The 26,126-nt window shown below is 67.4% G+C and carries 23 protein-coding genes; 7 read left to right on the top strand and 16 right to left on the bottom strand.

Going from position 1 to position 26,126, the window contains the following annotated elements:
• Nucleotides 1-43: 43 nt before the first annotated feature.
• Nucleotides 44-1,024, bottom strand: a complete 981-nt coding sequence (locus tag FBY20_RS06380) for a LysR family transcriptional regulator (RefSeq protein ID WP_142050804.1) — start codon at nt 1,022-1,024, stop codon at nt 44-46.
• 127 nt (nt 1,025-1,151) lie between these two features.
• Here FBY20_RS06380 and ggt point away from each other — a divergent pair, with 127 nt between their 5' ends.
• The gene (ggt, locus tag FBY20_RS06375) at nt 1,152-2,912 is read left to right on the top strand and encodes a gamma-glutamyltransferase (protein ID WP_142050801.1); all 1,761 of its coding nucleotides are present in this window, start codon (nt 1,152-1,154) and stop codon (nt 2,910-2,912) included.
• Nucleotides 2,913-2,978: 66 nt separating this feature from the next.
• On the opposite strand, the gene FBY20_RS06370 is transcribed toward ggt, so the two are convergent.
• From FBY20_RS06370 to FBY20_RS06355, 4 genes are all read right to left on the bottom strand, one after another.
• A complete protein-coding gene (locus tag FBY20_RS06370) occupies nt 2,979-4,370 on the bottom strand; it encodes an APC family permease (protein WP_056321019.1) in 1,392 nt (463 codons plus the stop codon).
• 186 nt (nt 4,371-4,556) lie between these two features.
• On the bottom strand, nt 4,557-5,684 hold the full coding sequence (locus FBY20_RS06365) for a CaiB/BaiF CoA-transferase family protein (protein WP_142050797.1): 1,128 nt from the start codon (nt 5,682-5,684) through the stop codon (nt 4,557-4,559).
• Between the two features lie 14 nt (nt 5,685-5,698).
• Nucleotides 5,699-6,676: a tripartite tricarboxylate transporter substrate binding protein gene (locus FBY20_RS06360; RefSeq protein WP_056321024.1), complete on the bottom strand. Its 978-nt coding sequence runs from the start codon at nt 6,674-6,676 to the stop codon at nt 5,699-5,701.
• Between the two features lie 70 nt (nt 6,677-6,746).
• Nucleotides 6,747-8,447, bottom strand: a complete 1,701-nt coding sequence (locus tag FBY20_RS06355) for an acyl-CoA dehydrogenase family protein (protein WP_142050794.1) — start codon at nt 8,445-8,447, stop codon at nt 6,747-6,749.
• Nucleotides 8,448-8,567: 120 nt separating this feature from the next.
• On the opposite strand from FBY20_RS06355, the gene FBY20_RS06350 reads away from it, so the two are divergent.
• Complete coding sequence (locus FBY20_RS06350) at nt 8,568-9,479, top strand: LysR family transcriptional regulator (RefSeq protein ID WP_056321030.1); 912 nt, start codon at nt 8,568-8,570, stop codon at nt 9,477-9,479.
• Between the two features lie 3 nt (nt 9,480-9,482).
• Here FBY20_RS06350 and purU read toward each other — a convergent pair whose 3' ends face one another.
• The 6 genes from purU to FBY20_RS06320 all read right to left on the bottom strand — a co-directional run bounded on the left by purU (nt 9,483) and on the right by FBY20_RS06320 (nt 14,689).
• The gene (purU, locus tag FBY20_RS06345; RefSeq protein WP_056321032.1) at nt 9,483-10,337 is read right to left on the bottom strand and encodes a formyltetrahydrofolate deformylase; all 855 of its coding nucleotides are present in this window, start codon (nt 10,335-10,337) and stop codon (nt 9,483-9,485) included.
• 40 nt (nt 10,338-10,377) lie between these two features.
• Nucleotides 10,378-11,487: an NAD(P)/FAD-dependent oxidoreductase gene (locus FBY20_RS06340; RefSeq protein ID WP_062840307.1), complete on the bottom strand. Its 1,110-nt coding sequence runs from the start codon at nt 11,485-11,487 to the stop codon at nt 10,378-10,380.
• Nucleotides 11,484-12,008 (bottom strand): flavin reductase family protein, encoded by a 525-nt coding sequence (locus FBY20_RS06335; protein WP_056321038.1) that lies wholly within the window; start codon nt 12,006-12,008, stop codon nt 11,484-11,486. Before FBY20_RS06335 ends, FBY20_RS06340 begins: the two co-directional genes overlap by 4 nt.
• A 69-nt stretch (nt 12,009-12,077) precedes the next feature.
• Nucleotides 12,078-12,707: a pyridoxamine 5'-phosphate oxidase gene (gene pdxH, locus FBY20_RS06330; protein ID WP_056321041.1), complete on the bottom strand. Its 630-nt coding sequence runs from the start codon at nt 12,705-12,707 to the stop codon at nt 12,078-12,080.
• A gap of 114 nt (nt 12,708-12,821) precedes the next feature.
• Nucleotides 12,822-13,478 carry a gamma-glutamylcyclotransferase gene (locus FBY20_RS06325; RefSeq protein WP_142050791.1) on the bottom strand — a complete coding sequence of 219 codons (657 nt, stop codon included), beginning with the start codon at nt 13,476-13,478 and terminating at the stop codon, nt 12,822-12,824.
• Between the two features lie 2 nt (nt 13,479-13,480).
• Entirely contained in the window at nt 13,481-14,689 is a 1,209-nt protein-coding gene (locus FBY20_RS06320) for an MFS transporter (RefSeq protein WP_128830020.1), read from the bottom strand.
• A gap of 312 nt (nt 14,690-15,001) precedes the next feature.
• On the opposite strand from FBY20_RS06320, the gene FBY20_RS06315 reads away from it, so the two are divergent.
• From FBY20_RS06315 to FBY20_RS06300, 4 genes are all read left to right on the top strand, one after another.
• The gene (locus FBY20_RS06315; RefSeq protein ID WP_142050788.1) at nt 15,002-16,186 is read left to right on the top strand and encodes an efflux RND transporter periplasmic adaptor subunit; all 1,185 of its coding nucleotides are present in this window, start codon (nt 15,002-15,004) and stop codon (nt 16,184-16,186) included.
• A 1-nt stretch (nt 16,187) separates the two neighbouring features.
• Complete coding sequence (locus FBY20_RS06310; RefSeq protein ID WP_142050786.1) at nt 16,188-18,146, top strand: MacB family efflux pump subunit; 1,959 nt, start codon at nt 16,188-16,190, stop codon at nt 18,144-18,146.
• A gap of 5 nt (nt 18,147-18,151) precedes the next feature.
• Nucleotides 18,152-19,579, top strand: coding sequence for an efflux transporter outer membrane subunit (locus FBY20_RS06305; protein WP_142055822.1), 1,428 nt, complete (start codon nt 18,152-18,154; stop codon nt 19,577-19,579).
• A 567-nt stretch (nt 19,580-20,146) separates the two neighbouring features.
• Nucleotides 20,147-20,995 (top strand): ThiF family adenylyltransferase, encoded by an 849-nt coding sequence (locus FBY20_RS06300; protein WP_063953275.1) that lies wholly within the window; start codon nt 20,147-20,149, stop codon nt 20,993-20,995.
• A gap of 90 nt (nt 20,996-21,085) precedes the next feature.
• On the opposite strand, the gene FBY20_RS06295 is transcribed toward FBY20_RS06300, so the two are convergent.
• Genes FBY20_RS06295 through FBY20_RS06285 form a run of 3 tightly spaced genes read right to left on the bottom strand, consistent with a single transcriptional unit; the run spans nt 21,086 to nt 23,146 of the window.
• Nucleotides 21,086-21,397, bottom strand: coding sequence for a non-heme iron oxygenase ferredoxin subunit (locus FBY20_RS06295; RefSeq protein WP_063953274.1), 312 nt, complete (start codon nt 21,395-21,397; stop codon nt 21,086-21,088).
• A 14-nt stretch (nt 21,398-21,411) separates the two neighbouring features.
• A complete protein-coding gene (locus FBY20_RS06290) occupies nt 21,412-21,885 on the bottom strand; it encodes a nuclear transport factor 2 family protein (protein ID WP_142050783.1) in 474 nt (157 codons plus the stop codon).
• 1 nt (nt 21,886) lies between these two features.
• The gene (locus tag FBY20_RS06285; protein WP_142050781.1) at nt 21,887-23,146 is read right to left on the bottom strand and encodes an aromatic ring-hydroxylating dioxygenase subunit alpha; all 1,260 of its coding nucleotides are present in this window, start codon (nt 23,144-23,146) and stop codon (nt 21,887-21,889) included.
• A gap of 211 nt (nt 23,147-23,357) precedes the next feature.
• On the opposite strand from FBY20_RS06285, the gene FBY20_RS06280 reads away from it, so the two are divergent.
• The gene (locus FBY20_RS06280) at nt 23,358-24,260 is read left to right on the top strand and encodes a LysR family transcriptional regulator (RefSeq protein WP_062840316.1); all 903 of its coding nucleotides are present in this window, start codon (nt 23,358-23,360) and stop codon (nt 24,258-24,260) included.
• Nucleotides 24,261-24,284: 24 nt separating this feature from the next.
• On the opposite strand, the gene FBY20_RS06275 is transcribed toward FBY20_RS06280, so the two are convergent.
• Nucleotides 24,285-24,917, bottom strand: coding sequence for an aminotransferase class IV family protein (locus FBY20_RS06275; RefSeq protein ID WP_142050778.1), 633 nt, complete (start codon nt 24,915-24,917; stop codon nt 24,285-24,287).
• A gap of 68 nt (nt 24,918-24,985) precedes the next feature.
• Nucleotides 24,986-26,122: an aminodeoxychorismate synthase component I gene (locus FBY20_RS06270; protein ID WP_142050775.1), complete on the bottom strand. Its 1,137-nt coding sequence runs from the start codon at nt 26,120-26,122 to the stop codon at nt 24,986-24,988.
• Between the last annotated feature and the right edge of the window lie 4 nt (nt 26,123-26,126).

Here is a 26,126-nt window from a genome sequence, read left to right as displayed (position 1 = left end):
ATTGCAGCGGGCGCCTTCGGGCGCCCGTTGTGCTTTGTGGCTATCAGACCCGCGCGTCCAGTCCTTCCAGGAGTGCGGCGCAGGCGGCGCGCAGGCGCTCGATCAGGTCGCGGTGCAGGGCGGAAAGCGGATCCTGGTTGCGCGTCATGATGCTGATCGGCACCCGCAGCGCGGGATCCAGGCGGCGCAGGGTCATGCCGGGACGCAGCATGGCTTGCGCGGTAATGGCGTCGACGATGGCGTCGCCGCAACCCGCGTCCACCAGCGCGCACGCCACGTAATGCGTCTGCACCTGGATGGCGACCTGCGGCGCCAGGCCTTGGGCGTCCAGCGCCAGTTGCAGCAATGCCCCGGAGGCGTCGCTGGCGTCCAGCACGATCAGCGTATCGGCTACCGTGGGGGAACCCGACGCACCGGCGCCCGACGCTGCGGCGCCCGACGCATCGGCGCCCGACGCTTCTACGCCTCTCGCTTCGGACAGCTCCGACAATCGCAGCGGACCCTGCGCGGCGCGGCGGCTCAGGTGCACGAGCTCGGTGTGCCCCAGCCCCATGCGCGTGAGGCCGGGATAGTCGTTGGTGTCGAACGTGATGGCCAGATCCAGTTCGCGCGTCAGCAGCCCCTGCACCAGCTCGGCGCTGTGATGCGTGTGGATATCGAACGTGATGCCGGGCTGCGCGTCGCGGCTGTCGCGCACGACGCCGGGCAGCAGGCCAAGTCCCAGCGCGGGCGCGCAGCCCAGGCGCAGATGGCCGTTGGGCCGGTCGCGCAGGTTGGACGCCAGCCGGCGCACACTGCTCAGGTCCTGGCTCAGCCGCGCGATCTCGGGCGTCAGGATCTCTGCCTCGCGCGTGGCGACCAGCCGGCCCTTCACCCGGTCAAACAGCTTGAAGCCAAGCTGGCTTTCGGCATGGGCCAGCAGCTTGCTGGCGGCGGGCTGTGAAATGTGCAGCGCGGCGGCGGCTTCGGTCAGGGATCCGGTGCGGCGGATCGCTTCGAATATCTCGATGTGGCGCAGGCGCATGGCGCAAACGGGGGCTCTGGTGATCCGTAAACCGCGATTCTAAGCCGGAAGGCGCGCATGGGCAGCGGCGCGGGCCTTTGACTATCATGGACGCCTGCCGGACGTCCGGCGATCACCGGAGCTTTCCATGCGCCTACGCCGCCACGCCGCCCTGCTGCTCGCCGCCGCCATCGCCGGCCTGCCGTTCGCATCCGCCAGCTGGGCGCGAACGCCCGCGGCGGAAGACCTGAATCCCGAAGCCGCCAGCGGCGTCCAGAAGCGCGAGCTCGTGCGCGCGCCGCATTTCATGATGGTGTCCGCCAACCCCCTTGCCAGCCGTGCGGGCGAAGCCATGCTGCGGCGCGGGGGCAGCGTGGTCGACGCGGCCATCGCCACGCAACTGGTGCTCAATCTGGTCGAGCCGCAGTCGTCGGGCATCGGCGGCGGCGCCTTCATGGTGGTGTATTCGGCGGCGGACGGACAGATCCGCACGTACGACAGCCGCGAGACCGCGCCCGCGGCGGCGCGGCCCGACCGCTTCCTGGATGCCGAGGGCAAGCCGCTGCCCTTTGCACAGGCCGTCAACAACGGCATGTCGGTCGCCGTGCCCGGCCTCTTGCGCGGGCTGGAACTGGCGCACAAGGCGCAGGGCAAGCTGCCCTGGGCCGATCTGTTCCAGCCGGCCATCGAACTGGCGGAATCGGGCTTTGCGGTGTCGCCGCGCCTGCACGCGCTGCTGGCCGGCAACAAGGCGCTGCCGCAACAGGCCGCCGCCGCCGCGTACTTCTACGCGCCGGACGGCACGCCGTGGCCCGTGGGGCACGTGCTGAAGAATCCGGCGTTCGCGCGCACCCTGCGCGCCGTGGCCTCGCAGGGCGCCGACGCCTTCTACCAGGGCGACATCGCGCGCGACATCGTGGCGGCGGTGCAGGGCCACGAGAAGCCCGGCGACCTGGCCTTGACGGATCTGGCGGACTATCGCGCCAAGACGCGCGATCCGGTCTGCGGCGCGTACCGCGGCTATCAGCTCTGCGGGATGGGGCCGCCCAGCAGCGGGCCCATTGCCGTGTTGCAGATGCTGGGCGAGCTGGAGCAGTTCCCGCTCAGCCGGTATGCGCCCGGCACGGTACAGGCCGTGCACTATTTCTCGGAAGCTGGCCGGCTGGCCTTTGCCGACCGCGATTTCTATGTGGCGGACCCCGACTTCGTGCGCGTGCCGGTGCGCGCCTTGCTGGACCCGGCGTATCTGCGCGCGCGCGGCGCTTTGATCCAGCCGGATCGCAGCATGAAGGTGGCGCTGCCCGGCGATCCCGAAGGCAAGCTGCTGTCGCTGGGCAAGGACAACGCGCTGGAGCTGCCGTCCACCAGCCACCTGGTGGCGGTCGACGCGCAGGGCAACGCCCTGACCATGACGACCACGATCGAAAGCGAATTCGGCAGCAAGATCTTCGTCCGGGGCTTTCTGCTCAACAACGAGATGACCGATTTTTCGTCGTCGTTCAAGGACCCCGAAGGCCGGCTCGTGGCCAATCGCATCGAACCGGGCAAGCGGCCGCGCAGCTCGATGGCGCCGATGATGGTGCTCAAGGAGGGCAAGCCTTACCTGCTGGTGGGCTCGCCGGGCGGCAGCGCCATCATCAACTACGTCGCCAAGACGCTGGTGGGCGTGCTGGACTGGAATCTGGACATCCAGTCGGCGATCGACCTGCCCAACATGGGCAGCCGCAACAAGGAAACCGAACTGGAGAAGGGCACGGCGCTGGAAGCGCTGGCGCCGGCGCTGGAGCGCATGGGTCACCCGGTGCGGATCACCGAGTTTCCCAGCGGCATCCACGGCATCGTCATTGACGCCAAGGGGATGGAAGGCGGCGCGGATCCGCGCCGCGAAGGGCTTGCGGTGGGCGGCTGACGCGCGCCCCGACCGGCGCCGCGTAGCCGCGCGCCAACGGTCCGGGCGCCTGCGGCCCTTGCGGCATCACTCCAGCGACGACGGGTCCAGTTCCATCCTGGACTCGCGGCGCCGCGCCAGCCAGGTCACGAACCACATCACCACGCCCAGCAGCAGCAGCCAGCCGGCCACCTGGTACTGGATCACGTCACGGCCGGTCAGCGGGGTGACCAGGAACAGGCAGGCCGCGGCGCCCACCCACGGGACGAGGCGGTTGATGGAGAAGTGGCGATGCGCCACCTTGTCGCGCCGCAGGACCAGCACCGCGACGTTCACGAAGGCGAACACGCCCAGCAGCAACAGCGCGGTGGTGCCGCCCAGCGCGCGGATCGCCTGCGAGTCGGTCAGCGAGACCAGGATGATGAGGCCGAAGGCCAGCGCCGTCGTGAACAGGATGGCCGTCCACGGCGTCTGGTTCTTGCGGTGCACGTGCGCCAGGAAGGACGGCAGCACACCCTGGCGCGACATGCCGTACAGCAGGCGGCTGGCCATCATCATGTTGATGAGCGCCGAGTTCGCCACGGCGAACATCGAGATGATCGGCATGATGTATTCCACGGGCAGATCCGGCGCGGCGCGCTTGACCACCAGCACCAGCGGCGTGCTGCTCTTGGCCAGTTCGCCCACCGGCACCAGCGCAACGGCGCAGATGGACACCAGCACATAGATGAGCGCCGTGATGCCCAGGCCGGTCAGCATGACCTTCGGGAAGATGCGGCTGGGATCGTGCGTTTCCTCGGCCATGTTGACCGAGTCCTCGAAGCCGACCATGGCGAAGAAGGCGAGCGCGGTGGCCGAGGTCACCGCCAGGAACACGCTCTTGTCCTCGGGCGTATCGAACGCGACGACGCGCGAGAAATCCGCCTGGCCGTCGGAGATGGCGTAAAAGCCCAGCAGGATGACCATCAGCAGGCCCGACAGCTCGATCAGCGTGAGCACGACGTTGGCGCGCACGCTTTCAGTCGCGCCACGAAAATTGACCAGCATGACCAGCGTCATGAAGCCCAGCGCGCCAAGGGTGATCCAGTGCTTTTCGGCCTCGATGCCCATCGCGGCGAACAGGTTGGCGGCGAAGGCCTGCGAGGCGGTGGCGGCCGACGTCAGGCCGGAACACATGACGGTAAAGCAGACGATGAACGTCAGGAAGTGCACGCCGAACGCCTTGTGGACGTAGAGCGCGGCGCCGGCGGCGCGGGGGTACTTGGTGACCAGTTCAAGGTAGGAAAGCGCGGTCAGCAGGGCCACCCCGAAGGCCACCAGGAACGGCAGCCAGGCCGCACCGCCGACTTCGGCGGCCACCTGCCCGGTCAGCGCATACACGCCGGTGCCCAGGATGTCGCCAACAATGAATAGCAGCAGCAGTTTCGGGCCCATCACCCGTTTCAGCTGGCCGTGGTCTTGTGAGTCGTTCGTGGCCATAGTCTTTTATTTCCTCTTATGTGGCTCGGGAAAAGCGTGCGGGGAGCAACGCGAGATGCGGAAAAAAGTCTAAGGCGGCAATCGGGCGGCGTGCTGAAACCAAATGTCTAAGTTGTTGCGCGTGGGGCGGCGGCTCGCTTGGGAAAAAAAAGCCCGGCGGGCGCCGGGCGGTTCATCGATGCGGGATCAGCCCTGTCCAGATGGCGGCGCCAGGTCTGGCGGCAGCTTGCGCAGCGTGGCGGGCGTGCGCGACAGCTTGATGGGCGAGCCCACGCCCTTGTAATCGCCTTGTTCCAGCACCATGCCGCGATGCCGGGTGTGCGGATGCGCGAGCGCCTGGTCCACCGTCTGCACGGCGGCGGTGGGCACGCCCGCGCGCAGCAGCTGGTCCGCTAGCGTGGCCGCCTCATGGCGGGCCAGCAGGGCGGCAAGGTCATCGCGCAGTGCCGGGCGGTTGCGCAGGCGGTCCGCGTTGGTGGCGTAGCGCGGGTCGTCGGACAGCGCGGGGGCGTCCAGCGTCCGGGCCAGCATTGCAAATTGGCGGTTGTTGCCGACGGCCAGGAAGATCGGGCCGCTTGCGGTGGGCAGCGTTTCGTAGGGGGCGATGTTGGGGTGCGCGTTGCCGCTGCGCTGCGGCACCTTGCCGCTGTAGAAGTAGTTCGGCGCATGCGGGTGCAGCAGCGACAGCGCACAGTCGTACAGCGTGATGTCCAGGAATTGTCCCAGCCCGCTGCGCGTGCGCTCGTTGAGGGCCAGCAGGATGGCTACCGCCGCGTTCAGGCCCGTCACCATGTCCACGACAGGCAGCCCCACCCGGGTTGCCTCGCCGTCCGCCTCGCCGTTCACGCTCATCAGGCCGCACATGGCCTGCGCGCAGGCGTCGTAACCCGGCAGGCCGCCCAGCGGGCCATCCGAGCCGAAGCCGCTGACGCGGCAATGGATGAGCGCGGGAAAGGCCTGCTTCAGGTCGTCGTAGCCCAGGCCCCACTTTTCCAGCGTGCCGGGCTTGAAGTTCTCGACCAGCACGTCGGCGTCGGCCAGCAGGTGGCGCAGCAGTTCCTGTCCGGCGGGCTGCGACAGGTCCAGCGTCATGCCGTCCTTGTTGCGGTTCACGCCGACGAAATACGAGGCGGTCTCGCCCAGGAAGGGCGGGCCCCAGCCGCGCGTCTCGTCGCCGCCGGGCGGCTCGATCTTCAGCACGTCGGCGCCGTGGTCGGCCAGGATCTGGGTGCAGTACGGGCCGCCCAGCACGCGCGACAGATCGATCACCTTGCAGCCCGCGAGGGCGCCGGCATTGGGTAGGGTTTGGGCCATGGCTATGCTTCGCGTCAGTCGATGGAAACGTTGGCGCTCTGGATCAGTTCGCGCCACTTGGGGACTTCGGTGGTGATGAAGCTGGACAGGCCCTGCGGCGTCTTGTCCTGCGCCTCGACGATGCCCTGCGTGCGTAGCGTCTGCGCGATCGTGGGATCGGCGAGGGCGGTCTTGAAGGCCTGGTTCAGCGTGTTCACCACATCGGCGGGCGTGTCCTTGGGGGCGACGATGCCGAAGAAGACGCTGACGTCATAGCCTTTCAGGCCCTGTTCGGACAGCGTGGGCAGGTCGGGCAGCGCATCGGAACGCTGGGCGCTGGCCAGCCCGATGGGGCGCAGCTTGCCCGCCTTGATGTAGGGCAGCGCAGTCAGGATGTCGGTGAACGACATCGACACCTGTCCGCCCAGCAGGTCGTTCAGCGCGGGGCCGGTGCCCTTGTACGGGATGTGCATGATCTTGGTGCCGGCCATGCGGTTGAACAGGATGCCGGCCAGGTGCGACGACGCGCCATTGCCGGACGAGGCGTAGCTCAGCTTGTCCGGGTTCTTCTGGGCGTACGCGATCAGTTCCTGCAGGTTGTTGGCGGGCACCGACGGGTTCACCACCAGGATGTTGGGCAGGTGGCCGATGCGGATGATGGGCGCGAAGCTGGTCTCGGGGTTGTAGTTCTGCTTCTTGTACAGGCTGACGTTGATGGCCAGCGGGCCGGACGTGCCGAACAGGATGGTGTAGCCGTCGGGCTTGGCCGAGGCGACATATTCGGAGCCGATGTTGCCGCCCGCGCCGCTGCGGTTCTCGACGATGACGTTCTGCATGAGCGGCTCGCGCAGCTTTTCGGCCAGGCGGCGCGCCAGCGCGTCGGTGGGGCCGCCCGGCGGAAAGGGCACCACCAGCGTGACCGGGCGGGCCGTGGGGAAGGCGTCGGCTGCCACGACGGGCGTGGCGGCGATGGCGGCGGCCGCCAGGAACAGGGGGGCAAAATAGCGTTTCATGCGTGTCTCCAGTGGATGACGCGCCGGCTGTGCCGCCGGCGTCGGGTTACAGCGAAAGCCCTGACAGGGGCTACAGCGCGTAGTGCAGGATGGCCTGGCAGGCCGCGCTTTCGTCAGGCGGGATGGCGTAGGGGTCGCGCGGCGCCAGGCGGTGCAGCAGCACCTGGTCGGCCAGCCGGGCACGGGTTTCCAATCCCGCGCCGGTGGCTTCCCACCGCAGCGCGGCCATGGATACGGCGTGATAAAGCAGCGACGCGGCCTGGCGGGCCAGCTGCGCATGGTCGCCCTGCGCGGCGTGTTCCGCCAGCGCATAGGTCTTTTCCAGGGCGCTGGCCTGCATGCCGGCCAGTTCGGGCGGGCAGGGCGCGCCGTCCGCCAGCAGGCGGTCGATGTGGCTGCGCAGCGCCGGAAGGGAGTTTTCTTTCTTGATGGCGCGCAGCACGTCCAGCGCGACGATGTTGCTGGTGCCTTCCCAGATCGAGCCCAGATGCGCGTCGCGCACCAGGCGCGGCTCGGTCCATTCCTCGATGTAGCCGCAGCCGCCGCGCACTTCCATCGCGTCGCCCGTGACCTTGCGCGCGTCGCGGCACGCGCGGAACTTGATCAGCGGCGTCAGGATCCGGGCCAGCGCGGGGTCTGCCGCGCCTTGATCGGCGTCGGCCAGCGCACGCGCCGTCTGGAACATGACGCTGCGCGCCTGTTCCGCCCACACGGTCATCTTGACCAGCTGGCGCTGCATGAGCGGCATGTCGATCAGGCGCTTGCCGAACGCGCGGCGGTGCTGCGACACGTAGATGGCCTCGGTGACCGCGCGGCGCATCAGGCCCGCGGCGCGCATGCCGTTGGACAGGCGCGAGTTGTTGATCATGTCGGCCATGTGCTTGAAGCCGCGGCCGCGTTCACCGACCAGCCAGGCGACGGCGCCCTCCAGGCGGATTTCGCCGCTGGCCATGGAACGCGTGCCCAGCTTGTCCTTCAGGCGCAGGATGCGGTAGTGGTTGTGCGTGCCGTCGGCCAGGTCGCGCGGCAGCAGAAAGAGCGACACGCCCTTCAGGCCCGCGTCCGGTTCGCTGCGTGCCAGCACCATTGCGAAACCGGCGTCAGGGTTCGAGCAGAACCACTTGTCGCCGTGGATGCGCCAGGTGCCGTCATCCTGCGGCTGGGCCGTGACCTCGGTGGCGCTGACGTCCGAGCCCGCGCCCTGTTCGGTCATGAACATGGCGCCTTGGCGCAGCGTGTCGAAATCCTGCGAAGTCACCTGCGGCAACACGCGCTCGACCAGCGCGGGATCGCCGAACTTGCGCAGGGTGCGCGCCAGCGAGTCGGTCATGCTGACGGGGCAGCACAAGCCGAATTCGGCCTGCACGAAAAGATGGCTGAGCGCGTACTTGGCCGCGGCGGGCATGGGCTCGGGCCAACCCAGCACGCCGCCCCGGTGGGACAGCGCCGCCAGACCGAATTCGCTGTAGGCCAGGCGTTCAAGTTCGACGTAGGCGGGATGCTTGTCGATGCGCGATTCGTCCGTGCCGGCGCGGCTGCGCACCGATAGCGTGGGCGGGTGCTTGTCGGCGACCGACGCCAGTTCGTCCATGACGCCGCCGGCCAGTTCGCCCAGCCGGCTCAGATGCGGCAGCAGGTGCGCATGCAGCTCGGCGGGCAGGTAGCGCCGGCTCAGCGCCTCGGCGTAGGGGTCGGCATCGAACAGATTCAGCCCCCGGGAGTCCGGTACGGGCGTGGCGGTGGCGGCAACAGGCAAGACAGGGGTATCCATGGCGGCATCCGGGTCGGGACGGGAGATGCCCTATGTTGCGGGGGTTGATCCATCTACTCAAATACTGTTTTGATGTAGATCAATCCAAAATAAATATAGATATGCCCAAAGGAGGGACGCATGGATCTCGAACCGCGTCTGCTGCGCTACTTCATCGCCGTGGCCGAAGAGCGCCATTTCAGCCGGGCGGCGGCGCGCCTGCATATTTCGCAGCCGCCGCTCAGCTACGCGATCCGCCAACTGGAAGAGAACATCGGCGCGCGCCTGCTGGCCCGCACCAGCCGGCACGTCGAGCTGACCGACGCCGGCCAGGCGCTGTACCACGAAGCGGTGATCCTGCTGCGCCAGGCCGAGGAGGTCCGCACGCTGGTGCGCCAGGTGGATGCGGGCCTGCGCGGCCGGCTGCGCATCGGCTTCGTGGGGTCCATGCTGTATCGCGGACTGCCCGCGCTCTTGAACGTCATGCGCAAGGAACTGCCCGACGTCGAACACGTGCTGACCGAACTGAACTCGAACGACCAGATCGAGGCGGTGCGGCGCGGCGAGCAGGACCTGGGCTTCATCCACGCCAACCCGGTGCCGGAAGGCGTGCAGGCGCGCGACCTGATGGCCGAGCCCTTCGTGGTGTGCCTGCCCGATGCGCATCCGCTGGCAGATCGCCAGACCCTGCGGCTGACGGAACTGGCGCGGGACGACTTCGTTTTCTTCGCGCGCGCGGCGTCGCCCAGCTATTACGAGACGGTATTGGCCATGTGCGTGTCGGCCGGCTTCATGCCGGCGATCCGGCACGAGGTGCGCCACTGGCTGAGCGTGGCCTCGCTGGTGTCGCAGGGCCTGGGGGTGTCGATCGTGCCGGCCTGCCTGTCGCGCAGCGGGCTGGCGGGCACGCGGTTCATCGCGTTCGAGCACGAGGCGCGCTCGATCAGCCAGGTGATCTGGCCGGATGCGGCGCGCTCGCCGTTGCAGGAGCGCGCGGTGGCGCTGGTGGCGCAGGCGTTTGCGCCGTTGCAACCCGCCCCTGCAAGAGCCTGAGGATCAGCGGAACACGACGGTCTTGTTGCGGTTCAGGAGGATGCGGTGTTCGACGTGGCTGCGCACAGCGCGCGAGAGCACCAGGGATTCGATGTCGCTGCCCACCTGGGTCAGGTCCTGCGCCGTCATCGTGTGGTCGACGCGTTCGATGTCCTGGTCGATGATCGGGCCTTCGTCCAGGTCCGACGTCACGTAGTGCGCCGTGGCGCCGATGATCTTCACGCCGCGCGCATGCGCCTGGTGGTAAGGGCGCGCGCCCTTGAAGCTGGGCAGGAAGCTGTGGTGAATGTTGATCGCGCGGCCGGTCAGGGCGCGGCACATGTCGGCCGACAGGATCTGCATGTAACGGGCCAGCACGACCAGGTCGATGTTCGCCTCGTCGACGATCTTGAGCACCTGCTTTTCCTGTTCCAGCTTGGTGTCGGGCGTGACCGGCAGGTAGTGGAACGGAATGTTGTAGGTTGCCGCCAGGCTGGCGTAGTCGTTGTGGTTCGAGACGATGGCCGCCACCTCGGCATGCAGATGGCCGCTGTGTACGCGGAACAGCAGGTCGTTCAGGCAGTGGCCCTGCTTGCTGACCATGATGAGCAGGCGCTCCTTGCGGCGCGCGTCGTGCAGCTTGAGCTCCATGCCGTAGTCGGCGGACATCGCGTCCAGGCGGGCGCGCAGGTCGTCGGCGGACGCGCTGACCGGCAGGTCGAAGTGCACGCGCAGGAAGAAGCGGCCCGTCTCTTCGTCGCCGAACTGCTGCGAATCCAGGATGTTGCAACCCAGTTCGAACAACAGGCCGCTGACGCGGTAGACGATGCCGGTGCGGTCGGGGCAGGACAGGGTCAGGATGTAGTCGTTGTGCTGCATGGCAGGAATGGCTGAATAAGAAAAAAGGAAGCGGGCGGGGTCAGGCGGACAGGCGCGCCAGGGTTTCTTCCGCCAGGGCCAGGCTGGAGGTCAGCCCGGGGGATTCGATGCCGAACAGGTTCACCAGTCCGGGCACGCCGTGAACGGCGGGCCCCGCGATGACGAAGTCCGCGGCCGGTTCGTGCGGACCGGAGATCTTGGGGCGGATGCCCGTGTAGCCGGGCGCCAGCGCGCCGTCGGGCAGGGCGGGCCAATAGCTGCGCACGGCTTCGTAGAACACATCGGCGCGGGAGGGATCGAGGGTGTAGTCCTCGGTGTCCACCCATTCGGTGTCGGGGCCGAACTTGGCTTGGCCGCCCATGTCCAGCGTCAGGTGCACGCCCAACCCGGCATGCTGCGGCACCGGGTAGATCAGGCGCGAGAACGGCGCGCGGCCGGACAGCGTGAAATAGCTGCCCTTGCACAGGTAATCGGCGGGAATGCTGTCCGCCGGCACGCCCTCGATGCGGCGCGCCAGCGCGGGCGCCTGCAGGCCGGCCGAATTGATCAGGACGTTGCAGGTCAGGCTCATGGCGTCGTCGCCGCCGAATTGCAGCTCGAAGCCGCCTTCCGGCCGGACGCGGCCCGACGCGAGCGGCGTATGGAAGACGCACTGGGCGCCTGCGTTCTCAGCGTCGCCCTGGAACGACAGCATCAACGCGTGGCTGTCGACGATGCCGGTCGACGGCGACACCAGCGCGGCGGTGCACTGCAGCGCGGGCTCCAGGCGCATGGCTTCTTCGCCCGAAATGAATTGCAGGTCGTCCACGCCGTTGGCGCGGGCGCGCTGGGCAATGCCTTCTAGCTGGGTGGCCTGCTCGGGGCTGGTGGCCACGATGAGTTTGCCCAGCCGGCTGTGCGGCACGCCGCGTTCGGCGCAGTACGCGTACAGCAGATGCTTGCCGCGCACGCACAGGCGCGCCTTCAGGCTGCCGGCGGGGTAGTAGATGCCGGCGTGGATGACTTCGGAGTTGCGCGAGCTGGTGCCGGTGCCGATGGCCTCGGTGGCTTCGGCCACCAGGACTTCGCGGCCCGATTGGGCCAGCGCGCGGGCGATGGCCAGGCCGACGACGCCGGCGCCGATGACGACGCAATCGACGTCGGCGCTCATGGCTTGGCCTTTTCGGCGCGGGTGCCGGCCGGCGTCAGATCGAACCCGCCGGCGTGAAAGACCAGCGGCGGTTCGCCGCTATGTCCGCAACGTTCGACTTCTCCGACCATGATGACGTGATCTCCCTCGACGTAGCGGCTGCGGTTGCGGCATTCGAACCAGGCCGCGCAATGGCCGTCCAGCATCGGCGTGCCGCCCGGGGCATGATGCACCTGCAGCCCGGCATAACGGTCCCGCGTCTTGCCCGTCGCGAAGCGGCGCGCCAGCGCGATCTGGTCGGCGCTCAATACGTTCACGACGTAGCGTTCGCACTGTTCGAAGGCGTCCAGCGACGACGAGCCCAGCGACAGGCTCCACAACACCAGCGGCGGATTCAGCGAGACCGAGTTGAACGAGCTGACGGTCAGGCCGATGGGGGCGCCGTCCAGGCCGGTGGTCGTCACGACCGTCACGCCGGTGGCGTATCGGCCCAAGGCGGTGCGAAAAAAGACGGAGTCGAAATCAGGGGAGGAGGCGGACATGCAATAGACAGTTCGGTCGGGCGCAGGAGGCGCCCGGCGGATGGACGCCCCGCGTCGGGGCGCCCCGTATCAGGGAGACAGGCGTTCGATCTTCCAGCCCGCCCCGTCCGCCACGTAGCGCAGGCGGTCGTGCAGGCGGGACGGGCGGCCCTGCCAGAATTCAAAGGCCGTGGGCTTGAGGCGGTAGCCGCCCCAGTGCGGCGGACGCGGCGGCTGTTCGCCGAAACGCTCGCGGAATTCCTTTTCGCGGGCTTCCAGCTCTTCACGGGTGATGGGCTGGCTCTGGCGCGAAGCCCAGGCGCCGATGCGCGATCCGGCCGGGCGGCTGTGATAGTAGGCGTCCGACTCTTCGGCCGCCACCTTTTCGACCACGCCCTCGATGCGGACCTGGCGTTCCAGCGGCTGCCAGAAGAACAGCAGGCTGGCGCGCGGCTCGGCTTGCAGGTCCAGGCCCTTGCGCGATTCGTAATTGGTGAAGAACGTGAAACCCTGCTCGTCAAACCCCTTGATGAGGACGATGCGGGCGCTGGGCTGGCCGCTGGCATCCACCGTGGCCAGGGTCATGGCGTTGGGTTCGGGCACCTTGGCGGCCAGGGCCTCGTCGAACCAACGGGTGAATTGCTCGAACGGCGAGGAGGCTGCCTGGCTTTCCAGCAGCACATTCTTTTCGTAGCTTTGACGCAGATCAGAGACGGACATGGTCTTGGGGGTTCAGCGTTGATAACACGGAGTTTATACCGCCTGGGAGACCGGCCCCTCATTGACCCCGCGCAGGCCCCGGACAAGTTTGCCGCCTCCAGCCGCGGGGGCGCGTCACGGGCCCTCGGGTAGCGGGTGGCCGTCCAGCTCCAGCCGGCGGGCAATCGCGTCGAGCCGGGCGTCGTGGATGCCGGCGGACCGCAAGGCCTGGGCCGTCTGCACCACGTAATCCGTGCAGGGACCGTAGCGTCCCGCCGCGCGGCGCACGATGGCCAGCAGTTCCGCCTCGGGCAGGGCCCGGATATAGGCGGGATTGTCGCGGTTCATGATGAAGACCAGCGCCCGGACGACGCCTTCGTCCGTGGCGCAGTTGATCCAGCGGGGCAGATAGGCGCCGGTGGACATCTCGCGCTCCCAGAGGGCGGGAAAGTAATGGGGGACCTGTTCGCCGGCCAGGCGGTACACCACGCCCCGGCAGGAACCGCCGCGGTCCAGGCCGAACACCAGTCCCGGGCACTCGGGCGTGCCCCGGTTCACCCGCGACCACAGGCAAAGCGCCCGGTGGTGGCCGCGCAGCGTGGCCAGGCGGCGTTCCATGAAATCGAAATCCGGCCGCCAGATAAGCGATCCGTACCCGAATACCCATACATCTTCCCCATCCGGCCAGTGCCGCAGCGCGTCGTCGAGCGAGGCTTGCCGTTCCTCGGGCGTCCAGAGCCGGAAGGGCAGCGTGGCGCCGGAGAGGTCAGAGTGGGATGACTGCTTGTTCACGACTACGTATTCCGTTCAGACTCGTGCGGAGGGTTGCGGTTGGCCCAGCCCCCGGCCATCAGCGCCACGGAGTAGGCCCAGAAAAGCGGGGCAACGCCAATTACCGCACCCAGCGCCCCGAAGGTCAACGGCAGGGAGACCTGCGAACCGTTGATGAGCGCCATGCGCAGGCCCACCGCCTCGGCCGCGCGACCGGGGGGCGAGTGCTGGTGCAGCAGGGCCAGCATGCTGGGCTGACAGCAGCCCAGGGCCAGGCCCAGGATGAAAGACAACACGATCAGGACGGTAACGTCGGTGAACAGCGGGTAAAGCATGAAGTCGATGGCCGCAGTCGCCATCGCCACGCGCACCAAGGTCCAGGACCGGACGCGGCGCTGGATAAGGGGCAGAATCAGGCGGATGACGAACGTTGCCGCCGCGAAGGAGGCAAGAATGAGGCCGATGGTGGTGGCGGACAACCCGATCGCCACGCCAAAAATCGGCACGACGAACAGGTGGGTGTCCCATGCGCCGGACAAGATCGTGTTGACCATGAGAATGCGGCGCAGCGCGGGCACGGCCAGCAATTCGGTCACGCGACGGCGCTGGGCCTCGCGCACGCCGGTGATGGCCGCATCCACGGCCTTCAATTGATGACGCAGGCTGTACAGGCCGACCGCCGACAGCAGCGGGCCGACCGCCAGAAGGCCGAATGCCGTCCGCGTGCCCAGGTGGTCGATCGCCAGCCCGGCAATCAGCGGGCCCGAGAAGCCCGATCCGGCCAGCGCCAGTGACATGAAGGAGAAATTGCGCAGCCGCTGCTCGGGCTCGGCGTGCCCCAGCAGATCCTGCGTGGCCACCTGGTGCAGCATGAAGCCGATCCCGATGGCGCAGGACGCCACCAGCAGCGCGGACTGGGTTTGCGAGATAGAGGGCAGTAGCGTGCCGAAGGCGACCAAAGTGGTGCCGATGACGAGGGGACGCACGATGCCGACGCGGTCCACCCAGCGTCCCGCCCGCACCGAGAACAGCATCGGCAGCACGGCAAACACGGCGACCAGCGTGCCGACCGTGAACGTGGACAGCCCCATCTGCAGCGCCGTCAGGGAAACGGTGATCCGTCCCCCGGTCAGCGCCACATGATTCATCATTGCCAGCAGGCACAAAAGCACCGCCCCGGAAAATTCCGGGGAACTGGATGGCGAGGAGGGGGATCTGTTGGAGGTAGACACGGCTTAACTGCATTCATTCTGTTCGTAACATCCGTCTATGTCGAGGCGACGCTTTTTTGCGCTGCGTCATCGGGTGACTAGTCACTCTGCGGAGTTAACAGGCTCTAGCGGACAAGTCCCGCGCTTATTCGGCAAGATGACGGCACGTTCACGGCAGGTGCGGTAAAACGGTTCCGCAACCTCCCGGGGATCGTTGTATCGTTCACGCAACGGAACCCTCCGCGTGGTGCAATCCGTCTCTGGTATTCACCGCTTTTTTGCCGCATTACCGGCGCCGCAGATGGCGCCCGCCGTTCCCATCGTCCAGGTTCAATGAAAAAGTCCCGCAGCAAGTTCAAGCGCTACGCCCTGATAGCCGCCATCCTCCTGCTTCTCGTTTTTGGCGCGCGCGCCGCGTTCTTCTCGGCCCCGCCGCCGCCCACGTTTGCCGTGGCCGAGGTGTCGCGCGCGGACCTGGAGGACAGCGTGCTGGCCAGCGGCACCATCGATGCCATCGAGCGGGTCAGCGTGGGCGCGCAGGCCACCGGCCAGTTGAAGTCCCTGAAGGTGGAACTGGGCGACAGGGTGAAGAAGGGCCAGCTGGTGGCCGAGATCGACGACCTGACCCAGCAGAACGAGCTGCGTAACGCCGAAGCTGCGCTGCAGACCCGGCGCGCCGAGCGGGCCGCCAAGGTGGCCACGCTGAAACAGGCGGAACTGGCGTTCAAGCGCCAGCGCCAGATGCTGGCGGCCGACGCCAGCTCGCGCGAGGCCTACGAAACGGCCGAGGCCACGCTGGCCGTGACCCGCGCCGAGATCGCCTCGCTGGACGCGCAGATCGCCCAGGCCGAGATCCAGGTCGACACCGCCCAGGTCAACCTGGGCTACACGCGGATCATCTCGCCAATCGACGGGATGGTGGTGGCGGTGGTCACCAAGGAAGGCCAGACCGTCAACTCGATTCAGAGCGCGCCCACCATCATCAAGGTGGCGCAGGTGGACACCATGACGATCAAGGCGCAGATCTCCGAGGCGGACGTGACGCGGGTCAAGCCCGGCCTGCCGGTCTACTTCACCATTCTCGGCGAACCCGACGAGCGCTACCGCGCCACGCTGCGCGCGGTGGAACCGGCCCCGGATTCCATCCAGAAGGAAGACGCGGCGTCGTCGCTGACCACTTCATCCAGCACATCCACCAGCGCCGCGGTCTATTACAACGGCCTCTTCGACGTGCCCAATCCCGACGAGAAGCTGCGCATCTCGATGACGGCGCAGGTCTTCATCGTGCTGGGTGAGGCCAAGGACGCCGTGGTGGTGCCCGCCTCGGCGCTGGGCAAGCGCGGCAAGGACGGGCGCTACGAGGTGCGCGTGGTGCTGGACGGCAACAAGACCGAGACGCGGCAAGTGCGCATCGGCATGAACAACAATGTGCAGGCGCAGGTGCTGGAAGGCCTGGAGGTGGGCGAACGCGTCGTGTCGGCGGATTCCTCGCCGGCCGTCGCCAAGCCGGGAGCCTGACATGGGCGGCCCGCTCATTTCCCTGTCTGGCGTGCGCCGCGAGTTTCCCGCGGGCGACCAGACGATTGCGGTCCTGAAGGACGTCAACCTGTCGATCGAGGCGGGCGAGATGGTCGCCATCGTGGGGGCGTCCGGCTCGGGCAAGTCCACGCTGATGAACATCCTGGGCTGCCTGGACCGGCCCACGCGCGGCGACTACAAGGTCGGCGGCCGCAGCACCGGCGAACTGGACCCCGACGAACTGGCCGAACTGCGCCGGGAGCACTTCGGATTCATTTTCCAGCGTTACCACCTGCTGGCGGACCTGAGCGCACAGGGCAACGTGGAGGTGCCGGCCGTCTACGCGGGCAAGCGCCGCGAGGCCCGGCTGGAACGCGCCTCGGCGCTGCTGGCGCGGCTGGGGCTGGCCGATCGCACCGGCCATCGGCCCGGCCAGCTGTCGGGCGGCCAGCAGCAGCGCGTGAGTATCGCGCGGGCGCTGATGAACGGCGGCGACATCATCCTGGCCGACGAGCCCACCGGCGCGCTGGACACGCATACCGGCCAGGAAGTGCTGCGCATCCTGGAGGAACTGAACGCGGCGGGGCACACGATCATCATCGTCACGCACGATATGAACGTGGCGCGCCACGCCCAGCGCATCATCGAGATCAGCGACGGGGAGATCGTCGCGGACAAGCGCAACCCCGACGCGCCGCGCCATCAGATGGCGCGTGACGAGACCCCGGACATGGCCCAGCGCCCGGCGTGGCAGGCCTATCTGGACCGCTGCGGCGAGGCGCTGCGCATGGCTTTGCTGGCCATGAACGCGCACCGCCTGCGCACGTCGCTGACGATGCTGGGCATCATCATCGGCATCGCCGCCGTGGTGTCGGTGGTGGCGCTGGGCGAGGGCTCGCGGCGCAAGATTCTGGAAGACATCAGCGCGATCGGCACGAACACGGTCGAGGTCTTCCCGGGCAAGGACTTCGGCGATGAAAAGGCGGTGAACATCCGCACGCTGGTGCCGGCCGATGCCGACGCGCTGGCGCGCGAGTCGTATGTGGACAGCGTGACGCCGGAAGTGGGCACGAGCAATACGCTGCGCTACCGCAATGTATCGGTGAACGGTTCGATCCAGGGCGTGGGCGAACAGTACTTCCGGGTGCGCGCGATCAAGCTGGCTGAAGGAAAGTTTTTCGACGAGACCAGCGTGGCGCGCCGGGCGCAGGAAGTGGTGATCGACGAGGGCACGCGGCGCGCTCTGTTCGGGTCGCACACCGAACCGATCGGGCAGGTGATCTTTTTGGGGTCGATGCCGGCGCGGGTGATCGGGGTGACGCAAAAGAAGGACACGGTGTTCGGCAACAATGAGTCGCTGAACGTGTGGATCCCGTACACGACGGCGCTGTCGCGGGTGCTGGGGCAGCAGCACCTGAAGAGCATCACGGTGCGCGTGAACGACGCGACGCCGCCGGCGGCGGCCGAGCAGGCCATCGTGCGGGTGTTGACGCGCCGGCACGTGGTGAAGGACTTTTTTGTGTTCAACACGGACGCGGTGCGCAAGACGATCGAACGCACGACGGCGACGATGACGCTGCTGGTGTCGCTGATCGCGCTGATTTCGCTGATGGTGGGCGGTATCGGGGTGATGAACATCATGCTGGTGTCGGTCACCGAGCGCACGCGCGAGATCGGGGTGCGCATGGCGGTGGGCGCGCGGCGCAGCGACATCATGCAGCAGTTCCTGATCGAGGCGGTGCTGGTGTGCCTGATCGGCGGCGCGGTCGGCATCCTGTTGTCGCTGGGACTGGGTGTGCTGGTCAGCAAGGCCACGGGCGGCTCGTTCCAGATGATCTATTCCACGGCATCGATGGTGGCGGCATTCACATGCTCGACGCTGATCGGTGTGATTTTTGGCTATCTGCCGGCGCGCAATGCGGCGCGCCTGGATCCCGTCGAGGCGTTGGCCCGGGAATGAGGAAGATGAGAGCAGTTTCTTTTTTGTGCAAACCGCTGGGCGTGGCGCTGCTGCTGGCGCTGGGCGGCTGCGGCGGCCTGCTGCGCACCGATTACGAGCCGCCGGCCGCAAGCGTGCCGGCGTCCTGGACCCACGCGCGTCCGGCTTCGGATGCCGGCGCAGCGGCGTGGCTGGCGGAGGGCGGGGCCTGGTGGCGCAATTTCGAGGATCCGGTGCTCAATGGCCTGGTGGAGGCGGCGCTTGCGCGCAACAACGATCTGGCGGCGGCGGCGATTCGCGTGCGCCGGGCGCAGTATCAGGCGGGATTGGCGGACGACCAGCTGATGCCGCAGTTCGGTGGCGACGCGAACGTGTCGCGGGTGCGCAATCTGTATGGCGACCGCACGATCACGCGAGCCAATTCGGCCGAGCTGACGGTGAGCTATCAGGTCGATCTGTGGGGCAAGCTGGCGCGCCAGCGCGACGCGGCGCAGTGGGAGGCGCTGGCGACGGAACAGGACCGCCAGAGCGCGGCCCTGTCGCTGGTGGGCACGACGGCGACGCTGTATTGGCAGACGGCATTCATCAATCAGCGCATCGCGAGCAGCGAGGAGAGCATCGCCTACGCGCGCCGCACGCAGGATCTGGTGCGGGCGCAGTACGCGGCGGGCGGGGCGTCGGCCCTGGAGCTTGCGGAGGCGGAGCAGACGGTGGCAAGCCAGCAGGCGGCGCATGCGCTGCTGGTGCAGCAGCGGGTGGAATACATCAATGCGCTGACGATTCTTTTCGATGGCCCGCCGGATCGCATCACGGCGGATCCGGCGCGGCTGCCGTCCAGCGCATTGCCTGAGGCGCGGGCGGGTGTGCCGGCGGAGTTGCTGGGGCGCCGTCCGGACCTGCGCGCGGCGGAGTTGCGGTTGCGGGAGTCGCTGGCAAACGTTGACGCGACACGGGCAAGCTTTTATCCGCCGGTGACGTTGACGGGGGCGCTGGGCACTTCGAGCCCGACGTTGTCGGATGTGCTGAAGAATCCGATCGGGACGCTGGGGGCGGGGTTGACGCTGCCATTCCTGCAGTGGAATCAGATGCAGCTGAACATCAAGATCTCGAAGACGGATTACGAGGAACGGGTGGTGACGTTCCGGCAGGCGCTGTATCAGGCGATGGCGGATGTGGAAAACGCGTTGTCGAATCGCACGCAGTTGTCGGTGCGGGCGCAGCAGCTGGATCTTTCTTTGCGGGCGGCTCGGGAGGCTGAGCGGCTATACGAAGTACGGTACCGGGCGGGGGCGGTGCCGCTGCGGGATTGGCTGGATGCGCAGGAAAAGCGCCGGGTGGCTGAGGTGGCGCGGGACGAGAATATGCTGAACCGGTTGGTGAATCAGGTGACGGTTTATCAGGCATTGGGGGGGGATGATGTGGTGGCTGTTGACGGGGATGGGCTGCGGAGGTGAGGTTTGCAGCAGTCCGGCGCGTCGTTTTGCGTCGGAAGGCGGTGGCAGGCATCGATCTTGGTTCTTTTGACGCCCGGCGCGTCGGCGGCCTGGGGCGCGCGGGGCTACGATTGCGGTCCGGAGCCTTCGCTCCGGACTGGCCTAGGCGGCCCCCCCGTCGTCATCGTCGTTGTCGCCTCCGGCGACTGCCTTCCGATTCCCTCGGGCGCATCTACACGCCCCGCGCACCCCAGGCCGCCGCCACGCCGGGCTCGGGTGAGTTCAGCTTGGCGGGCGCTGGGGCGGGTGGGGTTTTTAAGGTTCTTGCCTGGGTTTGCGCGGCTTTGAAGCATTTTGCGGGGCCCGCGCCCGGTTGGCCGCGCGGGCGGCCTCCGGGCGCTTACGCGGTGTCTTGCGTCCGGGGATGACGCTTCGCGCTTGCGGTGGGGGCCGGGCGCCGCTGCTTCCGGTGTCTGACACCCTTGGGGCACATCCTTGGTATGACGGCAGTCTCTGCAGGGTGTCAGACACCTTGTCACCTTGTCTGCAGGGGTGGGGGAGCGTGGGTTGGCGGCCGGCTGCCATAAAATGCGGTCCATGAACTCGCCCGAACTCATTCCTGAACCCGCCGATCTCGACCGTCGTTTTGGCGCGCTGTCGCGCCTCTATGGTCCTGAGGCGCCTTCGCGTATCCGTAATGCCCATGTTGCCGTTGCCGGGCTGGGCGGCGTGGGGTCGTGGACGGTGGAGGCGCTTGCTCGTTGCGGGGTGGGGGCGTTGACGCTGATCGATCTGGATCACATTGCCGAATCCAACGTCAATCGGCAGATCCATGCGTTGAGTTCGACGCTGGGGCAATCCAAGGTCGACGCGATGGCCGAGCGGGTGTTGGCGATCAATCCCGAATGCCGCATTACACGGGTGGACGACTTTGTGTCGCCGGAGAACGTGGGCGAGGTGTTGCCGGGGCCTTATACGGTCATCATCGATTGCACGGATCAGGCGGCCGCGAAGATTGCGATGATTTTGCATGCGCGGGCGCTTGGGGTGCCGATGCTGCTGTGTGGCGGTGCGGGCGGGAAGACGGATCCGTTGGCGTTGCGGGCGGGGGATCTGTCGGGGGCGGTCAATGATGCGCTGCTCTCGAAGCTGCGCAACAAGTTGCGGCGCGAGCATGGGTTTCCGCGGGCGTCGGACAAGAACGGCAAGGCGCTCAAGCGGGTGCCGAAGATGGGCGTGCATGCGTTGTGGTTCGACCAGCCGGCGATTTTGCCGGATGCGTGGACCCGCCCTCGTGAAGGTGAAGATGATATGGGCGCGTCGGGTCTGAACCTGGCGCCGCAGGGCCTGTCGTGCGCGGGTTATGGGTCGGTGGTTACCGTGACCGCCGCCATGGGCATGGCGGCGGCGAACGAGGCTTTGCGGCTGGCGGTCTGAGGGCCGCCGGGTTGGGGGCGCCTCGATGCCTGAGTGCCGCGGTGCCTCAACGGTCAGACGCGACGTCGCTGCGTCCGGCGCGCAAATGACTCATAGCGCCACAAACACCACGCCATCCTCGATCCGTACGGGATACGTCGCAATGTTCTCGCGCAGTGGCGAGCACAGGGCGCGGCCGTCGCGGATGTCGAAGCGGCCCTGGTGCAGGGGGCATTCGATTTCGTGGCCAGTCAGGAAGCCGTCGCAGAGTCTGGCGTTGCCGTGCGTACAGAGGTTGTCGGTGGCGTAGACCTCGCCGTCGACGCCGTATAGCGCGATCTCCTTGCCGCCCGCCTCGACGGCGATGACGTCTTCATCGGGCACGTCATCGCGTCCGATGGCCTTGATCCATTGCACACTCATGATTCGTCTCCTGGTCAGATGGGGTAGATCAGCGAGTTCGGGATCAGCTCGCTGTCGAAGATGCATAGCCGCGATTCGAATTTCAGGCCGTCGGGCGTCTGGCGGATGACGTCCAGATAGCGGCCGACGTTGAAGACGGTGGTGAGCTGGCTGGGTTTGGTGCGGAAGATGGCGTAGTTGGCCTCGGATTCGATGCGGCCGTCCTGCACCAGCAGCACGCGTGGGGCGCCGACGACGTGGCGCTGGTAGTAGGGGTCGTGGAAGATGGTTTCGGTGGCGCCGTAGATGCGGTCCTTCAGCATGCCGCGGCTCTCGAAGGCCATGGTCGCGAGCGGAAATCCGCGTTCGTGGTTCTCGCGCGGCAGCACCTTGTAGACGCAATCTTCCACGAAGAAGTCGGGCCATTTCTCCCATTCGCCGGCGTCCAGCGCGGCCGCGTAGTCGGCGTAGAGGCGGGTGAGCTGGTAATAAAGCGGGAAGTCCAGCATGTCACGCCTCCATGACGCGGCGCCAGTACGCGTACATGCCGCGTATGAGCGTTTCGGTGACCATGTGGTCGGTGTTTTCGGCGGTCTTGCCGCCCAGTTCGGCGACGCTGCGGTGCCACGGCTTCTGTTCAAAGCCGGATTGCGAGAATTCGATGACCTCGCCGTCGTCGGCGGACACGAAACCGGCGGGCCCGAACAGGTTGGCCTGGCGCAGGCGGCGTTGGGTCATGTCGGGGGTGTCGTCGGCAAATCCGAAATGGGTCCAGACAAAGTCGAAGGCGTCATGGCCGACGGGCTGGATGTGGCGGGTGGATAGCGAGTTGACCTGTTGCTGGATGATGACGCTGGGAAACAGCGTCATGAGCACGGCGGTGGGGCCGTTCCACCAGGGTTCGTGCACGATGTCCAGGAAGCGGTCGTCGTTCAGCGACATCTGCTCCTTGAAGCTGGACACGCCGCTGGTGACGGTGCTTTTGCCGCCCTGGCCGCGCGTGGAAATCATGGCGGCGTGGCGGAAGTGGCGGTCCATCTTCAATTCGGACCGGTTGTCCGCGCGCCATAGCCCGAAGGTGACGAACCAGGTGTGCAGGAGGCCGGGGTGGTAGGGGTCTTTGATGTTCTCCTGCATCAGCTTCCAGTTGCCGGGAATGCGCTGGCGGCTGTAGCCGTGGATCACCAGTTCGCGGCCGTCGAAGACGCGGTCGAAGTAATGCGCGATGTCGGGCCCCAGGTAGTCTTCCAGCGGTTCGACGTCATGGTCGAACGACGCGAAGACGACGCCGTTGCGCGCGGCCACCGCCAGCTTGGTCAGGCCGTGTTCCTCGGGCTTGAAGTCGGGCGGCATGCCGCCGTTGATCTTGCCGTCCTGCTTGACGCCGCGGCGGAAGGGCACGCCGATCAGGTTGCCTTGCAGGTCGTAATTCCATTGGTGGTAGGGGCAGACGAACTCGCTGCGGTTGCCGGCGCGTTCGCGGCAGAACTGCACGCCGCGATGGGCGCAGACGTTTTCCACGACGCGCACCTGGCCGTCGTTGTCGCGCAGCAGGACGACGGAGCGCTCGCCCACGACCGTGCGCTTGAAGTCGCCGGGATTGGGGACCTCGGCTTCAAGGCCCACGTAGTTCCAGTGGCCGCGGTAGAAGAAGCGCTCCAGTTCCCGCTGGTGCAGCGCCGCATCGGTGTAGACGCCGAACGGGATGCGATGCGAGCCGTCGCCTTTCCAGGGCGGGACGACATGGATGGGATGTTCGGGGGCGTTCATGGACGGCCCCTGCGACAGGACGTGAGGCGGCGATGCGTGCGGATGCGCATGATTTGTCTCCATTTTCAGCTGGCCGCGCGGCGGCCGGGCAGTGCCTTGCGCGGCATGGGCGCAGGCATTTTTCTGCATCATCGGGCACGCCCAGAGATTAATAAATAGAATCTGGCTTATTACATAAATCACCAAAATCAATATTGGTGGAGACAAACGCATGAACCTGAAAGACGTGGATCTGAATCTGCTCGTCGTCTTCAATGAATTGCACAAGCATGGCCGGGTGTCGGCGGCGGCGGAAAGCCTGGGGATTTCACAGCCGGGCGTCAGCAACGCGCTCGCCCGCTTGCGCAAGCTGCTGGGCGACGAGCTGTTTCTGCGGACCTCGCGCGGGATGGTGCCGACGCCCTATGCCGAAAGCCTGGCCCAGCCGATTGCCGATGCGCTTGCCGCGCTGCACGGCACGTTGAACGCGCGGGTGGCGTTCGATCCGGCCCGCAGCGAGCGGGCGTTTGTGATCGGGGTGAACGATGTGGGCGAGACCTACTTCCTGCCGCGCCTGATGCGGGCGCTGGATCAGGTCGCGCCGGGCGTGACCATCCGCACGGTGCGCACGACGTCGATCGACGTGCGGGACGAGATGGAGCGCGGGCGTATGGATCTGGCGATGGGCTTTCTGCCCGGGCTGAAAGGCGGATTCTTCCAGCGCCGGCTGTTCCGTCAGCCGTACGTCTGCATCTTCCGGCAGGACCATCCGCTGGCGCGCTCGGGGGTGTCGGCGCGGCAGTTTCGCGCGGCCGAACACGTGGCCATCGTGTCCGAGGGCACCGGCCACGGCGTGGTGGACGAAGTGATCGCGCGCGCGGGAATCCGCCGGCGGCTGCGGCTGACGGTGCCGCACTTCATGGCGGTGGGGCCGGTGCTGCAGGCCACCGACATGATTGCGGTGGTGCCGCAGCGCTTTGCCGACTGCGCCTGCGGCCCTTTTGGCCTGGCGTCCGCGCCCTGTCCGGTGAAGATCCCGGAATCCGTCATCAACGTGTTCTGGCACGCCCGCAACCACCGCGAGGCCGCCAATCAGTGGCTGCGGCAGGTGGTGGTGGACGTGTTTGCGGATTGATGCCGCGGCGGGCCGGGGGCTGCGCTACGCCTCGCGCAGCGACACCGTGAACCACCCGCGCAGCGCGTTCGACAACCGGATCTCGTCGGCGGCATGCAGGTCGGCCAGGGTCAGCACGCGTTCTTTCGCCTCGCCGGCATCGAGCAGCTGCGCGCGCTGCACGCCGGGCAGGCAGCCGCTGTCGACGGGCGGGGTGTACCAGTTGTCGTCCCTGCGCAGATAGACGTTGCTGCGGCTGCCTTCGCAGAGTTCGCCGCGCTCGTTCAGGTAGACCAGGTCGAAGATGTGTGGATGCGAAGGCAGCCATTCGATCGTCTTGGTGTACCAGGGGCGGTGCGTGGTCTTGTAGCGCAGCAGGGGTTCCGAGGACCGCAGCGCCTCGGGCGCGAGCATCACTTCCTGGTGCGCGGGCAGGGGCGGCAGGACGGCGGTCTGGATGTGGCGGCTGCCATCGCGCGCGACCAGCAGGCGCAGGCGATGCGGTCCGGCGGAGGACAGGGCCATGACGGCGAGAAGGATGTCGCCTTCGACGTCGCGGCCGCCCCAGACGTAACCCAGCGCCTTGCAGGACGCTTCCAGACGGTGGAGGTGGCGCGCCAGCAGGGGCACGTTGCCGGACGATTCCACCAGGATGGTCTCGATCAGTTCGGGTTGCATGGGACTCTCCTGGAATAAGCCGGGCCAAGCCGCGCTCTATGCTACTACCGGCCGGGGGATTTGCGCCGTCAGGCGCGCAGGATGCGGGCCTTCCAGTGGCATTCCTGCCATTCGCCCGCCGGGTCCGAATCGTAAACGATGCCGCCGCCGACGCTGTAGACGCCGTGGCCGTGCTGGTCCAGGACCAGGGTGCGGATCGCGACGTTCAACGAGAAGTCGCCATTGGGCGCCAGCCATCCGATGCTGCCGCAATACAGGCCGCGCGGCGCGGCCTCCATCTGGCGGATGCGGCGCATGGCCGCGACTTTCGGCGCGCCCGTGATCGACCCGCAGGGAAACAGGGCGTGCAGCACGTCCGACAGCGTGGCGTGCGGCGCGGTGGCCGATACGGTTGAAGTCATCGTCCAGACCGTGGGATAGCGCTCCAGCGAAAAGAGCGCGTCGACCTTGACCGATCCGGGGTCGGCCAGGCGGCCCAGGTCGTTGCGCAGCAGGTCCACGATCATCAGGTTTTCGGCGCGGTTCTTGTCGCTGGCCAGCAGTTCCTGGCCCAGGCGTTCGTCTTCGGCCGGGTCGGGATGGCGTGGAGCGGTGCCTTTCATGGGCCGGGTTGTCAGCTGCGCGCCATCGCGCCGGACGAACAGCTCGGGCGAAAAGGACAGCACCGTGCGGGCGCCGTCCTGGATGTAGGCGCCATGGGCGACCGGATTGCGCGCCGCGATGCGGCGGTACAGCGTGGCCGGGTCGCCCTGAAAGCCCACATCGAGCGGCTGCGTGAAATTGACCTGATACAGCTCGCCGTCCTGGATCAGGCCGCGGATGGCGTCGATCTGGCGCACGTAGGCGGCCTCGGTCATGCGCGGCGCGGGCAGGCTGATGGATGCGGCCGGCGCGTCGGGGGCCGGCGCTTCCCACGGCGTCTCGTCGATCTTGCGGTCGAACACCAGCGCGGTCAGGCGGGGCGGCCCGTCGTCGCGCGGCGGCGTCCACGGGCCGGCCGGCGCGGGACGAGTGGCCTCGGGCAGCAGCCATTCGCCCAGCTCGTAATCCAGCAACAGCGCGATCCAGCGGCCTTCGCGCCGCGCGGCCTCGATGGCGGCCAGCGCGGGCGCGACCTCGGCGGCCGAGCGCGCCTCGATCCGGGCGCGAAAGCCGTCCAGGCGCAGGGCGCGCCCGGCCAGCCGGTCTTCAAAACGACAATCCATGATG

This window comes from Achromobacter sp. SLBN-14, assembly GCF_006715415.1.
In the GTDB taxonomy this organism is placed as follows: domain Bacteria; phylum Pseudomonadota; class Gammaproteobacteria; order Burkholderiales; family Burkholderiaceae_B; genus Achromobacter; species Achromobacter mucicolens.
The sequence above is the reverse complement of the archived record's forward strand: the minus strand, read 5'-3'. Positions and strand labels throughout refer to the sequence as shown.